12 protein-coding genes are annotated in these 13,717 nt (G+C 61.8%); 3 read left to right on the forward strand and 9 right to left on the reverse strand.

From position 1 onward, the window contains the following. Window positions 1–14 precede the first annotated feature (14 nt). The 7 genes from KB449_RS25180 to KB449_RS25210 all read right to left on the reverse strand — a co-directional run bounded on the left by KB449_RS25180 (window position 15) and on the right by KB449_RS25210 (window position 5,469). Window positions 15–866 carry a sugar phosphate isomerase/epimerase family protein gene (locus KB449_RS25180; RefSeq protein WP_282910997.1) on the reverse strand — a complete coding sequence of 284 codons (852 nt, stop codon included), beginning with the start codon at window positions 864–866 and terminating at the stop codon, window positions 15–17. Between the two features lie 30 nt (window positions 867–896). Next, window positions 897–2,072: an N-acetylglucosamine-6-phosphate deacetylase gene (locus tag KB449_RS25185; protein WP_282910998.1), complete on the reverse strand. Its 1,176-nt coding sequence runs from the start codon at window positions 2,070–2,072 to the stop codon at window positions 897–899. After that, on the reverse strand, window positions 2,069–2,848 hold the full coding sequence (locus KB449_RS25190) for a glucosamine-6-phosphate deaminase (RefSeq protein WP_282910999.1): 780 nt from the start codon (window positions 2,846–2,848) through the stop codon (window positions 2,069–2,071). The genes KB449_RS25185 and KB449_RS25190 overlap by 4 nt, the downstream gene beginning before the upstream one ends. Further along, the gene (locus KB449_RS25195) at window positions 2,845–3,891 is read right to left on the reverse strand and encodes a Gfo/Idh/MocA family protein (protein ID WP_282911000.1); all 1,047 of its coding nucleotides are present in this window, start codon (window positions 3,889–3,891) and stop codon (window positions 2,845–2,847) included. Before KB449_RS25195 ends, KB449_RS25190 begins: the two co-directional genes overlap by 4 nt. Window positions 3,892–3,893: 2 nt before the next feature. Next, entirely contained in the window at window positions 3,894–4,748 is an 855-nt protein-coding gene (locus KB449_RS25200; RefSeq protein WP_282911001.1) for a sugar phosphate isomerase/epimerase family protein, read from the reverse strand. A 178-nt stretch (window positions 4,749–4,926) separates the two neighbouring features. Next, window positions 4,927–5,124 (reverse strand): DUF4177 domain-containing protein, encoded by a 198-nt coding sequence (locus tag KB449_RS25205; RefSeq protein WP_282911002.1) that lies wholly within the window; start codon window positions 5,122–5,124, stop codon window positions 4,927–4,929. Between the two features lie 24 nt (window positions 5,125–5,148). Next, complete coding sequence (locus tag KB449_RS25210) at window positions 5,149–5,469, reverse strand: hypothetical protein (RefSeq protein WP_282911003.1); 321 nt, start codon at window positions 5,467–5,469, stop codon at window positions 5,149–5,151. 322 nt (window positions 5,470–5,791) lie between these two features. Here KB449_RS25210 and rpoD point away from each other — a divergent pair, with 322 nt between their 5' ends. Then, a complete protein-coding gene (rpoD, locus tag KB449_RS25215) occupies window positions 5,792–6,685 on the forward strand; it encodes an RNA polymerase sigma factor RpoD (protein ID WP_255374041.1) in 894 nt (297 codons plus the stop codon). 276 nt (window positions 6,686–6,961) lie between these two features. On the opposite strand, the gene KB449_RS25220 is transcribed toward rpoD, so the two are convergent. Then, on the reverse strand, window positions 6,962–8,089 hold the full coding sequence (locus KB449_RS25220) for a D-alanine--D-alanine ligase (protein WP_282911004.1): 1,128 nt from the start codon (window positions 8,087–8,089) through the stop codon (window positions 6,962–6,964). Between the two features lie 51 nt (window positions 8,090–8,140). Further along, window positions 8,141–9,223: an amidase domain-containing protein gene (locus KB449_RS25225; protein WP_282911005.1), complete on the reverse strand. Its 1,083-nt coding sequence runs from the start codon at window positions 9,221–9,223 to the stop codon at window positions 8,141–8,143. Window positions 9,224–9,601: 378 nt separating this feature from the next. On the opposite strand from KB449_RS25225, the gene acnA reads away from it, so the two are divergent. Together acnA and KB449_RS25235 are read left to right on the forward strand one after the other, a co-directional pair. Beyond that, a complete protein-coding gene (gene acnA, locus KB449_RS25230) occupies window positions 9,602–12,316 on the forward strand; it encodes an aconitate hydratase AcnA (RefSeq protein WP_282912902.1) in 2,715 nt (904 codons plus the stop codon). A 126-nt stretch (window positions 12,317–12,442) separates the two neighbouring features. Continuing rightward, window positions 12,443–13,609 carry a SepM family pheromone-processing serine protease gene (locus KB449_RS25235; protein ID WP_282911006.1) on the forward strand — a complete coding sequence of 389 codons (1,167 nt, stop codon included), beginning with the start codon at window positions 12,443–12,445 and terminating at the stop codon, window positions 13,607–13,609. The last annotated feature ends 108 nt before the right edge of the window (window positions 13,610–13,717 follow it).

Below are 13,717 nucleotides of genomic sequence, written 5' to 3' on the forward strand. Positions count from 1 at the left end.
GACACCGCCTGTCTTTACGCTGTTGCGATCAGCCTGCGAACCGCCTCTAGGTCATGCTCCAAACGTTCGTAAGCCGGAAACGGCGCATGGCACTCCAGCGTCACCCAATCCGAGTAGCCCGTCTCGCGCAGCGCGTCGAACAAAGGCTTGTGGTCGGCCCCGCCCTCGCCCAGCCGGCTCTGCAGGAACAGCTCCCTGCCGTGGCGGGTCGTATCCGCGAACGTGCCCGGCGCGCCGAGCTCCGCGATGCGAAGCTCATCCTTGACGTGGACGTGCATCAGGCGGCGGCCCAGCCGCAGAACGGATTCCCGGCCGTAATCCGTGTCGGTGATGTACATGTTGCCGGCATCGTGAATCATTCCGACGTTGTCGCGCCCGATCAGGTCGAGCAGGCGCAGGCTGCTGTCCACCGTTTCGACGAGCGAGTTGTTGTGAATCTCCATGAGGACGTTCACTTGATGCTTATGCGCTTCCTCGGCGCACAGGTTCATCCAGTAGGCTGCTTTGGCATAGTGATAGTCCTGCGCCTTGAAGGCGTTGGGACCGCCGGGGAAAACGCGGATCATGCGCGTGCCCAGCACGCCGGCGATCTCGAGCAGCCGCTTGAATTCCTCGAAGTAACTCTCCGCCTGGCTGTCGTCGGCATCGGAAAAGCCGCCGATATAGCTGGCCAGCACGGGGATCGGGAGCGCCAGACTGTCGGAAAGCGCCTTGACCTCTTTGACCCTCGTCATGCTGCTGGATGGGGAGATATGAGGCTCCCGTACCGCGATCTCGATGCCGTCCAGGCCCAGCCGCTTCGTTAGCTGCATCGCCTCCTGGATGCTGTGCTCGATGAAGACGCCGCTGAATGCCGCGAATTTCATTTGCGTTCCCCCTGTTCTCGATTGACGCGCTTATCGTCCGTTTGCATTCGTGTTGTACCGGTATACGACTTTGCCCGCCTTGCAGGTCTGTTCGATACGCAGCTTGCCGCCGTCGTGCCGGAACAGCACGATATCCGCCGGAGCGCCTACGGACAACCCCGCCGCAGCGGGCAATTTCATGAATCCCGCCGGCCTGACCGACGCCATCTCCCAGGCGTCGGCCAGGCTCGCGATGCCGCGCTCCGTCATCTGCCGGATGCCCCAGAGCAGCATCTGCGCGGATCCGGCAAGCAGCCCCTCCTGCTCGGCCAGATGAAGCCGGCCTTGCGGCGTCAGAACGACGCGTCCTCCGATGTGCGTCTCGTATTCGCCCGGCGGCATGCCGCTCAGATAGACGGCGTCGCTGACCAGCATCGCCTTCTCGCCCTTTACCTTGAGGACGACCTTCAGCACCTGGTCGGGCAAATGGAACCCGTCCGCGATCAAACAGCTGTACAATTCGTCCTGGGCCAGCTGTTCCCAGAGATAATTCGGATGGCGCGGCAGCATCAGATGGGCCCCGTTGCCGAAATGCGTGGACATGCGCGCGCCGGCCGCCACCGCTTCCTTGATCTGCTCCGCCGTTGCGGCCGTATGACCGATGGAGACCGTGACGCCGTTATCCGCGCAGCGGCGGATGAACGCGTCGCTGCCCTGCCATTCGGGCGACAGCGTGACGATCGAGATCCGGCCCCCAGCCGCCTCCTGCCATCTGCAGAACAGCTCCCAGTCGGGCGCCCTGACGTATTCCCGCGCATGGGCGCCCCTCGCGCCGTCTTCGGGCGAGATGAACGGCCCCTCCAGATGGATGCCTGCGATGCACGCTGCCGCATCCGTATCCTGCTCGCAAGCCTCGGCGATAGCCGCAACCTGGGAAGCGATTGTCTCCGGCCCGTTTGTGACGACGGTCGGATAAAAGGCGGTGACGCCCTCTCGCCGCAGCTCTCGCGCGACCGTGCCCGGCAGCGCCGTAGACAGCGGCGACCGGTTGAAGTCATGCCCTGCGAACCCGTTGATCTGCAGGTCGACCAAGCCCGGCGCTGCGTACGGCAGCGCATCCCGTTCGGCTCGATCCGTCTCCGCCGGCGCGATCCGGGCGATTCTGCCCGCCTGGACCTCGATGTCTACAGGTTCGCCAGTCCGATAGTGGAGCGCTCTGAGGATCATCGTTCCTCCGCTCCGTACGAATCGACATCCGCATACAGCGTGCAGTCCGGATGCCTCCGCAGAATCGTTGAAGGACACGCGGTCGAGATCGGTTCGCCGAGCGTCCGGCCGACAGCCTCCCTTTTCGTAGGGCCCGGCACGACGCAGAACAAATGGGCGCCGGAGAACAACGCCGGTACCGTCAGCGTCAGCGCATGGGTGGGCACGTCGTCCATTCCGGGAAAACATCCGTCGTTCACCTGCTGCCGCCTGCAAACCTCGTCGAGCTCCACCGGTTTGACCAGCAGCGGATCGTCGAAGTCGGCGACCGGCGGATCGTTGAAGGCGATATGCCCGTTCTCGCCGATGCCGAGGCAGACGATATCGATCGGCGATTCCGCCAGCAGCGCCGCGTACCGGTCGCACTCCGCCGCGCCGTTCGAGCTGTCGATCAGATGGACCTTACCCGGCTTCACCCGATCGAACAGCCTGCCCTGCAAGTAGCGGCCGAAAGCTTGGGGAGCGCCCGGCGGCAGTCCCAAATATTCGTCCATATGAAAAGCGGTAATCCGCGTCCAATCGATCTCCGGATCGGCCGCAAGCGCATCCAGCATCTCGTTCTGCGAAGGGGCTGCCGCGAAAATCATGCGGATGCTTCCCTTTGCACGAAGCAGCTCTTTGATCTTCACAGCGGCGTCCGCCCCCGCCGCTGCGCCCATTTCGCCGCGGGTCCGGTACACCCTTATTTTCAAATCGCCCGCCTTCTTCTCCTTGACCGGCTGCTGCAAGCTCGTCATTCGGCTCGTCCCTCCTCTAGTCGGTCTCCGATCGCAATCTCCGTCCGGCGCCTCGCGCTCTCATAGATCGCTTCGACCAGCCTGACCGCTCTCCAGCCGTCCTCGCCCGAGCTGAGCGGCTCGATTCCCGTCTCGATGGCGGCGATGACGTCGAGCAGCTGGCTCTGATGAAATTCGGCGACGATGCTCTTCGGATCGGTCACGCCGCCGTACGCTTGCTCCTGCGCCCAGTTCGGCTGCTCCCAGCCAGGCACGCTCCAGCGCACGAGCGAGCTGCCCTCGAGCTTGATCGTTCCCTGCTCGCCATAGAGCGCGATCGTCGCGGGATAGCCGGGCTGCACGCTGGTCGAAGCCATCACCGTGCCGTAGGCGCCGCTCTCGAACTGCACAATCGCGAGTCCCAGATCCTCGGCCTCCATGCGGTGCGTAAGCGTGGCTGTTTTGCCGAACACCGTGCGCGCATCCCCCGCGAACCAGAGCAGCAGGTCCAGCCCGTGTATGCCCTGATTCATGAGCGCCCCGCCGTCCTGCGCGATCGTCCCCCGCCACTCGGCGCTGTCGTAGTAAGCTTGGCTGCGGTAAAAAGGCAGTGTCATCTCCGCAAGCAGCAGCCGGCCGAGCGCGCCTTCGTCAAGCACCCGCTTGATAAGCTGGTTGTTCGCCTCGAATCTGCGCTGGGCGATCGACGAAAGAACGAGCCCCCGCTCGCGGGCCGTATCCGCCATTTGCCGCGCGTCGCGCGCGCTCATGGCCATCGGCTTCTCGACGACAAGGTGCTTGCCGGCGTTCAGCACGTCAAGCCCCACGGACGCATGACTGCCGCTTGAAGTCGTCACGCAGACGATATCGATATCTTCGCGCCTCAGCAAGTCCGAGTAGTCGGTGACCCAGTCGCAGCCTTCCCGCTCCGCGAACGTTCTTGCCCGGCTCTCGGTCCGGCTGGAGACGGCGACAAGCCTTGCATCTTCGATCTGACCGATCGCCTCGGCGTGTCTCTCCGCGACGTCGCCGCATCCGATTATGCCGAATCTCCATTGCGCCATCCCTATACCTCCTTCGCGAGCGCGCGCAGCGCGTCCAGCGTCATGCGAGTCCCGGTCATCCGGCTGCCGTCTCTGGGCACATAGTGCGTCTCGATGGTAAAAAGGCCTTCATATCCATCCGCGGCAAGCGCTCTCAGCTGACCGATGACCGGTACATCCCCGGAGCCGAGCGGTACGCACCGCGCCTTGCCGTCGGGTCCGAAGCATGCGTCCTTGAGATGCACATGAGCCGCATAGGGCTTGATCGTCTCGTAACCTAGCGGGTATGCCTCCATGCCCGCATGCGCTTCGTTGCCGGGATCCCATAGCGCGCGCAGCGCCGGCGAACCGACCGTTCGCACAAGCTCCGCGACCTCTCGCGCCGAACCTCCATTGCACGAAGATTCATTTTCCAGCAGCAGCATTACGCCTTCCCTATGCGCGATGTCGGCCGCCCGCCGCAAATGTCCCGCGATCTCCTCGGCATAGCGCTCGGGTTCCTGCTCGCGCCAGAAGGAGAAAATCCGGATCCGCTCCGTACCCATCAGCTTCGCCAGCGCGATGACCCGCGCCAGCTTCGCGAAGTGGGCGTCCACGCTCTCTTCGTCCTGACCGAACGTATCTCCCGATGCGACCGGCCTCTCCGGATCCAGCGCGCACTTGAACACCGGCGAGGCGATCGCGGATATGTACAATCCCCTCGTTTCCGCCTGACGGCGAACCTCCGTTGCCTCCGCGTCGCTCAGGCTCGCGGCATTCCGCCCATCGACGACGCGCACCTCCACGTGCGACAGCCCCTGCTCCGCCGCCCAGTCCAGCGCTTCCTCGTAGCGGTCGGACACTTCATCCGTCAGCACGCCCAATCTGCTTGTGAACACTCGCTCCGCTCCCTTCGCTTGACGCTTTCTTCCTCTACTATAGCAACTTCGTCCGGAAAGAAGTTGACGTATTTTGCGAAGGATTTTTACATTTTTTAAGGATACAAAAAGCCCCCGGCCTTAGCCGAGGGCAGCAAGCGTATGTAAGTCGAGCGGGACTGCCGCTCTATGTTCGCTTCTATAGTTGGCGCTTGAAGACGACGATAATGTCCCGGGATGCGCCTTGACCCTGGCTCGTGTCGAAGCAGGACACCAGCTCCCAGCCTTCGTAGCCGTAGCGGTTAAGCTCATCCTGGAACTCCTGCTCGTCCACCTTGCCGCCTAGCCAGCCGCCGGTCTTGTATTTCAACGTGCAGTATTCCCACTTCGGCCCCATCGCGATTCTCCTCCCGGTCTGCGCCTAGGCTTGCTGCTCCCCGAAAAACATCTCGTGCGCGAGCGCGGTCTGCACGCGCGACTCCTCATCCGTGAGCTTGCGGATCAGCTCCATCTCGACCTGCGTCACTTCTTCGCCCTGGAAGTTGATCTCGGCGATCGAAGCGACGATGCGGACGATGGCGACCGCCCGGTTGTCCGGCGCGTAGGCGATGACCTTCTGTCCCGTAGGGAAGACGCGGAACTGCTTCTTGACCATCTTGCCCCGCCCGTACTCGAGCAGCTCGTACAGCTCTTGCTCGGACTTGAATTTGCACACCGAATTGAACTCCGTCTGGAATCCCATCTGCATCCCTCCGACCTTGGACTTTTGCTGCTATTATAAACCGTAGGCCGCATGCAAAGAAAGTAACGGCGTCCGAATCCAACCAAAAAGGACCGGCACCCGGCTCGTCCGAAAACGAAGCGCTGGGTCCGGTCCAAATTTATTCGAAGTACTTGTTGTATAAATGCCCACTTGGTGATATAATGAGAAATGGTACTTATCAGACATCCAAAGCATAAACTTCCTACTTCAGGATAGCACATACTTCATCGGATGTCAATTCCCGTTATTCTATACCGTTCCGCCCCAGCACTTTTACCGGATGGAGGGATGCGCTTTGACGATGGATACCGATTCTCCCGTTGTCGACTTCATGGACGACGGCGACCTGAAGGTGCCTGCGGGCATTCGGATGGACGACCCGGTCCGCATGTATTTGAAGGAGATTGGCCGCGTGCCCCTGCTCACGGCCGACGAAGAGATCGCGCTCGCTCATCGGATTGAGGAAGGCGACGAAGCAGCCAAGCAGCGTCTGGCCGAAGCCAATCTTCGGCTGGTCGTCAGCATAGCAAGACGATATGTCGGACGCGGCATGCTGTTCCTGGACCTGATACAGGAGGGCAACATGGGCCTGATCAAGGCCGTCGAGAAGTTCGATTACCGCAAGGGCTTCCGCTTCAGCACATACGCCACATGGTGGATCCGTCAGGCGATCACCCGCAGCATCGCGGACCACGCCCGCACGATCCGGATTCCCGTCCATATGGTCGAGACGATCAACAAGCTCGTCCGCATCTCCCGGCAGCTGCTGCAGGAGCTCGGCCGCGAGCCGACGCCCGAGGAGATCGCCCAGGCGATGGACATCACGATCGACAAGGTCCGCGAGATCATGAAGATCTCGCAGGAGCCCGTGTCGCTAGAGATGCCGATCGGCGAGGAGAACGATTCCCGGCTCGGCGAGTTCATCGAGGACCAGGACGCGCCCGAGCCCGCGGACGCCGCGGCTTTCGAGCTTATGCGCGAGCAGCTCGAGGACGTGCTCGACACGCTCACCGAGCGCGAAGAGAGCGTGCTGCGCCTCCGGTTCGGCCTCGACGACGGCCACACGCGGACGCTTGAAGAAGTCGGCAAGGCGTTCGGCGTCACCCGCGAGCGGATCCGGCAGATCGAAGCGAAGGCGCTGCGCAAGCTGCGCCATCCGAGCCGCAGCCGCAGGCTGAAGGATTTTCTTGACTGAGACTTAGGCAAAAAAGCACCGCCGTCAGCGCTGACGGCGGTGCTTTTTTGTAGTTGATGGTTTTTCCCGGCTAACTTGCTCGAACGTGGCTTGATATGCCGGACGTTACGCGATTTTTTCCGGCTAACTCGCGCAATCGCAGCTCCATCCGGCGCAGCTGCGCGGTTTTTCCGGCTAACTCGCGCAAATGCAGCTCCTTCCGACGCAATTACGCGGTTTTTCCGGTTAATTCGCCCCGCCCGCATAACCGTAACTCCCAGCCGCGTTCGAACGCATTCAGCCGCCGTAATCGATCAGCTGCTTCTCCGCGTGACGGGCAAGCGCGAGCGCGATCAACGTGTCCAGCAGCTCGCGGTAGGAGACTCCCGTCTCCTGCCAGAGCAGCGGATACATGCTGAACGGCGTGAAGCCCGGCAGCGTGTTAACCTCGTTGATCAACAGCGCGCCGTCGCTCTTGCGCAAGAAAAAGTCCGCGCGGCACAGCCCCGAGCCGTCGATCGCCAGAAAGGCGCGGACCGCCATCTCGCGGACCGCCTGCGCGGTCTCATCAGGGATCTCCGCCGGAATGATCATGGCGGATTTGCCGTCGATATATTTGGCCTTATAATCGTAGAATTCGTTCGAGCTGACGATCTCGCCGGCGACCGATGCCCGCGGCTCGTCGTTGCCGAGGACGGCGACCTCGATCTCCCGCGCGTCGACGAACTCCTCCACGATGACCTTGCGGTCGTACCGCAGCGCTTCTTCTACCGCAGCAGCCAGTTCCTCGCGATTGCGCGCTTTGGATACGCCGACGCTGGAGCCGAGGTTCGCGGGCTTGACGAAGCTCGGATAGCCGATATCCCGCTCAATGCCGTCCAGCAGCGCCTCCCGCTCTTTGTTCCAGTGAAAACGCGTGAACGCCTTGTACCCGACCTGCGGCAATCCTGCCGCCGCGAACATCGTCTTCATCGCCGCTTTGTCCATGCCGACCGAGGAAGCGAGCACGCCCGCTCCTACGTAAGGCAGGTTCGCCATCTCGAACAGTCCCTGAATCGTCCCGTCCTCGCCGAAGGTGCCGTGCAGCAGCGGGAATACGACGTCCACCGAGCCGATGCCCTCGTGGCGGCCGACTTCGGCTACCGCCGTTTCCGCCATCCCCTGCATGAGGGGAATGAGCGACGAGCCTGTCTCCGCCGATTCGCCGGTCCGCTCGAACTGCAGCTCCGCGACGGCCGCAGGCGGCGCCGCAAGCAGCGAGCCCGAACGCCATCTGCCTTCCTTCGTTATATAGTAAGGAATAAGTTCGTATTTGTCGTAATCGAATGCCTTCAGCACCGCCAGCGCGGTCTGGAGCGATACTTCATGCTCGCCCGAGCGGCCGCCGTAGACGAGCCCTACGCGAATCTTCTGTCCAGTTCCCATTGTCAGCTTGACCTCCGCCTTGTTCGACTGCCTCGTATGATTGCCTGCCGATCAAAAAATCGCCTCGACATGATAAAAGCGATACCGGGTATTCTCCGTCCAGGCGTAGGAATCGCGATAGTCCCAGTATCTGTGCCTGCTGGGCACGGTGTTGGCGTTGACCAGCGGCATGCCGTCGCCGTCGGTTGCCGTCACGATCGTATTGTGCCTGAATTGGCCGTTGCCGTCCCAATCGTAGCAAATGACGTCGCCCGGCGACAGCTGCTCGGGGCGCTCGACGCGCAAAGCCCGCAGCCCTGCCGGCCGCGGCTGGCTCAAAAAATGCTGCAGGCTGTTCGCGACCGCCCAGCTGTAGCTCCAGCGTTCCTGGCCGCCCGACAATCCGTGATACCACCAGCCCGATTCTCTTTTCCCAGTATAGTTCATGGGCGCGCCCCCTGCAAAGAGACACTGGGAGACGTAGTTGGTGCAATTCACCTCGAAAAGCTCGTACGCCGGATTCGCCTTATCCCACCATGACTCGGCATACGCGACGGCGGCTTCACGGTCGTAGGGCCCGCTGCGCGCGGGCGATCCCCCGTAGGGATTCGCCCAAGGCGCGGCTTGAACGCCGCCGCTCGCGGTCCCTTGCCACGCGGCATACCCGTCCCGGGTCGGAATAAACGGAACGGACGGCGCCACCGGCCACTCGTCCCCCGGGCCAAACGCTCCCTCGGCGCCGGTTCCCAGCAATGCAGCGGACGAGCGTTCGTCGCCCAGCGGCTCCGCGCGGTCCAGCCGCCACTCGCCGCCGAAGGGCACGAGCCGGATTCGCTCGCGCTCGATCCGCTCTTCGGCATAGACTGCCTCGCCGGTGCCGCAAGCTCTTGCGATCCGCAGCTGCAGATCGACGAAGGCTTCCTTTTCCCCGGCGTTCCAGCGCAGGACGCGAGCGCGGATCTCGCCTCTCCGCGGTCGAGACGACGATACGGCGTCCCGGCGCCGAATAGCGCGCGTCCTGCGCTGCAGCCGCCAGCGGTGCGCCTCGTCGCCAACCTGCGCGAGCGCTTCAGGCGAACGGTTCAGATCCGCCTCGTTCACCGCATTTACATATTCAACCAGCGCCCTCTTTATCCGTTCGTCCAATTCCGGCACCGGACACCCCTCCCGTACGGCACAGATTGCATCCGTTCAAATGTATGCGGGCGAAGGCGGTTCCATGCTTGGGGCGAGGGGATGTACCGTCACTGCAAACGCCAGCGCGCCGTCACTCTTCCCACGCTTTATTCGCATCCGTTCCCGGATGATCCATCGCGTTTGCGGCATGCTAAACCTAGGACAACGCAGGCCGTTTTTACCCCTATTGGTAACAAACTGGACACAATCTCTCTTTACTGTACGCCGGGATAACGCTATAATAATGAGGAAGGTTTATTTTGAAATCGGGTTTCACAGAATGAAACGTAAACGAGAATGCTTCTCATCCTCGCAACGCTTTTTTTCGAAATCCGTGCAATCTTATCTAGGAGGCCGATTATTTTGTCCACCCTTCCGTACAACGTACAGGCCGACCTGCAGGCAGCGGGCAACTCGTATCGCTACTACAACCTGCAAGGTCTGGAAGAGCAAGGCCTGGGCCCCGTGTCCAAGCTGCCTTTCTCGATGAAAGTCCTGCTTGAAGCCGCAATCCGCCAGTTCGACGGACGCGCCATCACGCTGGAGCATGTGAAGCAAATCGCCAATTGGGCGAACGGCCGCGAAGATAAGGAAGTTCCATTCATCCCTGCCCGCATCGTGCTGCAAGACTTCACCGGCGTACCGGTCGTCGTCGATCTCGCCGCGATGCGCGAGACCGTGAAGCAAGCCGGCGGCGATCCGAAGCGCATCAACCCGCTCGTTCCCGTCGACCTGGTCATCGACCACTCCGTCATGGTCGACGCATTCGGCACCGCGGACGCGCTGCAGACCAACATGGACCTCGAATTCGAGCGCAACGAAGAGCGCTACCGCTTCCTGCGTTGGGCGCAGACCGCGTTCGACAACTTCAGAGCCGTTCCTCCGGCTACAGGTATCGTCCACCAGGTCAACCTGGAGTACCTGGCATCCGTCGCGGCAACCAAGACCAAGGACGGCGTCATCGAAGTCTACCCGGATTCGCTCGTGGGCACGGACTCCCATACGACGATGATCAACGGTCTCGGCGTCGTGGGCTGGGGCGTCGGCGGCATCGAAGCCGAAGCCGGCATGCTCGGCCAGCCGCTTTACTTCGTTATGCCCGAAGTCATCGGTTTCCGCCTGACCGGCAGCCTGGCCGAAGGCGCTACGGCGACCGACCTCGCGCTGACCGTCACCCAGATCCTTCGCAAGAAGGGCGTCGTCGGCAAGTTCGTCGAGTTCTTCGGTCCCGGCCTGTCCAACATCAGCCTGGCCGACCGCGCGACGGTCGCCAACATGGCGCCTGAGTACGGCGCGACGATCGGCATCTTCCCGGTCGACAACGAGACGCTGAACTACCTGCGCCTCACCGGCCGCGACGAGAAGCAAATCGAGCTCGTCGAAGCATACTACAAAGCGCAAGGCATGTTCCGCACCGACGCCACGCCGGATCCGACGTTCACGGACGTTATCGAGCTCGACCTTTCCACCATCGTGCCTTCCCTTGCAGGTCCGAAGCGTCCGCAAGACCGCGTCGAACTGACGGCGATGAAGGAAGAGTTCAACAACATCATCCGCACGCCGATCGACAAGGGCGGCTACGGCCTCTCCGACGAGAAGATCGCCCAGACCGCGCCGGTCAAGCACCGCAACGGCCAGGCGAGCACGCTCACGACGGGCGCCGTCGTCATCGCGGCGATCACGAGCTGCACGAACACGTCCAACCCGAGCGTCATGATCGGCGCCGGCCTCGTCGCGAAAAAAGCCGTCGAGCGCGGCCTGACGAAGCCTGCATACGTCAAGAGCTCGCTGACTCCGGGTTCGCTTGTCGTTACCGACTACCTGGTGAAGGCCGGCGTGCTTCCTTACCTGGAGAAGCTCGGCTTCTACGTCGCCGGCTACGGCTGCGCGACCTGTATCGGCAACTCCGGCCCGCTGCCTGACGAAGTCAGCCAAGCGATCGCCGACAACGACATGACCGTCGCCGCCGTCCTCTCGGGCAACCGGAACTTCGAAGGCCGCGTGCACGCGCAGGTCAAAGCGAACTATCTCGCTTCGCCGCCGCTCGTTATCGCCTACGCGCTGGCCGGTACGGTCAACATCGACCTCGCGAACGAACCGATCGGCTACGACCCGAACAACGTGCCGGTCTACCTGAAGGATATCTGGCCGACCAACGAAGAGATCCAGCAAGCCGTCGCGGCTTCGCTCGATCCCGAGATGTTCCGCAAGAAGTTCGAGAACGTCTTTACCCAAAACGAACAGTGGAACAAAATCCCCGTGCCGGAAGGCGAGCTGTACGAGTGGGACGACAAGTCGACCTACATCGCGAACCCGCCTTTCTTCACCGATCTGGGCGACCAACCGGGCGACATCGGCGACATCAAGCGCGCCAACGTGCTGGCCCTGCTCGGCGATTCGGTCACGACGGACCATATCTCTCCTGCGGGCAACATTAAGGTCGACAGCCCTGCCGGCGAATATCTGATCAAACACGGCGTCGACAAAAAGGACTTCAACTCGTACGGTTCCCGCCGCGGCAACCACGAGGTCATGATGCGCGGTACGTTCGCCAACATCCGGATCCGCAACCAAGTCGCTCCGGGTACCGAAGGCGGCGTGACGACGTACCTGCCGACCGGCGAGATCATGTCGATCTATGACGCATCGATGAAGTACCAGAAGAACAAGACGAACCTCGTCGTCATCGCCGGCAAGGAATACGGCACGGGCTCCTCGCGCGACTGGGCGGCCAAGGGCACGTTCCTGCTGGGCGTCAAGGCGGTTATCGCCGAGAGCTTCGAGCGTATTCACCGTTCGAACCTTGTAGGCATGGGCGTGCTGCCGCTGCAGTTCCAACCGGGTAACGGCTGGAAAACGCTCGGCATCAGCGGCCACGAGAAGTTCGACATCGAAGGCCTTTCGAACGACGTGCAGCCGGGCCAGACGGTTACCGTTACCGCTACGCGCGAAGACGGCACTACGTTCTCCTTCCCTGCCATCGTCCGTCTCGACTCGATGGTCGACGTGGACTACTACCGCAACAGCGGCATCCTGCAGACCGTTCTGCGCCAGATGATCGCGAACCAATAATTCGTATCGCAACCAGCCGTATCCCGGGGTCGCTCCCGGCGATGCGGCTTTTTTCATGCGGCAACGTCGGGCTGACTTGATCGGTTTGGGAAACGGGATACGGATGCGCTATAATGAGGGACGGAGGTGACGATCGCATTGACAACCGAGAATAAAGGTTTTATCCGGCGTTACAGACCGGCGATCATCCTCGCGGCGCTTATCGTCGTCGTGGTCGTCGCCAGCAACTGGTCCTTGCCGTACGTTCTGTACGGACCGGGTTCGGCAGAGCCCGTGCATCCGCGCGTCGAGACGGACCACAAGGTCGTACAGAAGGGCGAGCTGCTCTTCACGACCGTATCGTCCTACTCCAAACCGAACGTTTTTTCCATCATATACGCCTGGCTCAATCCGAAGATGGACATTCAGACCCAAGCCACTGCTACGGGCGGCACGGTCAGCCTTAGCGCCTATCGCAACCTGATGGCCTGGATGCGGGACAGCTCCGAGGCCAACGCCCTGCTCGCCGCCTATACGGCGATGGACAAGAAGATCGACGTGAAGGAGCAAGGCATCATCGTCAATTCGTTCATCAAAGAGACGAAAGCGCGGGAGCATGGTCTTCAGGAGGGGGATATCATCACCTCGGTGGACGGCGTCAAGGCGAACAACGCGGAGGAGCTGAGCAAGTACCTTTCTTCCAAAAAAGCGGGAGACACGGTTAAGCTGACGGGTACCCGCGGCGGCAAAGCGTTTGAGGCGAAGGTGCCGCTTATCTCAATGCCGGGCACGGGCAAGCCTGGCGTCGGCTTCACCAATCAGACCGTGCTCAAGGTCACGCCGCCGGACAAAGTGAAGTTCGACTTCGAGGACACGGGCGGTCCGTCCGCCGGTCTGATGATGACCCTTGAGATTATCTCTCAGCTGCAGGACAAGGACCTGACCAAGGGTTACCGCATCGCGGGCACAGGAACGATCGCGGCCGACGGCAGCGTCGGTCTCATCGGCGGCATCCAGTACAAGCTTATGGCGGCCGATCGGGAAAAGGCGGACTATTTCCTCGTCCCCTACACGCGCGTAGCCGCCGACCATTGGCAGGACAACGAAAAAATAGCGCCGAAGGACGCGATCAACGCCGTGCTCAACGGCTTCGGCAACTGGAGTCTCGCGCAGCAGACGGTTGCCGATCTCAAGCTGAAGCCCAAGCTCGTGCCCGTCGCCTCGCTGCAGGACGCGCTGGACTTCCTGAACGGCCTGGAGCCGAAAAAAGACGAGAGCGCAGCGAGTCCGGCGCCTAGCGCCAAAGCTTCCTGAAGTTAAAAAGAGCCTTGATTGCCGGTTTAAGCGGCGAGCAAGGCTCTTTCTTATGGGGCGGGCGGATACGGGATCCGCTATTTCTGCTTTGATCGCGTTTTTGCAGCG

Source organism: Cohnella hashimotonis (assembly GCF_030014955.1).
Taxonomy (GTDB): domain Bacteria; phylum Bacillota; class Bacilli; order Paenibacillales; family Paenibacillaceae; genus Cohnella; species Cohnella hashimotonis.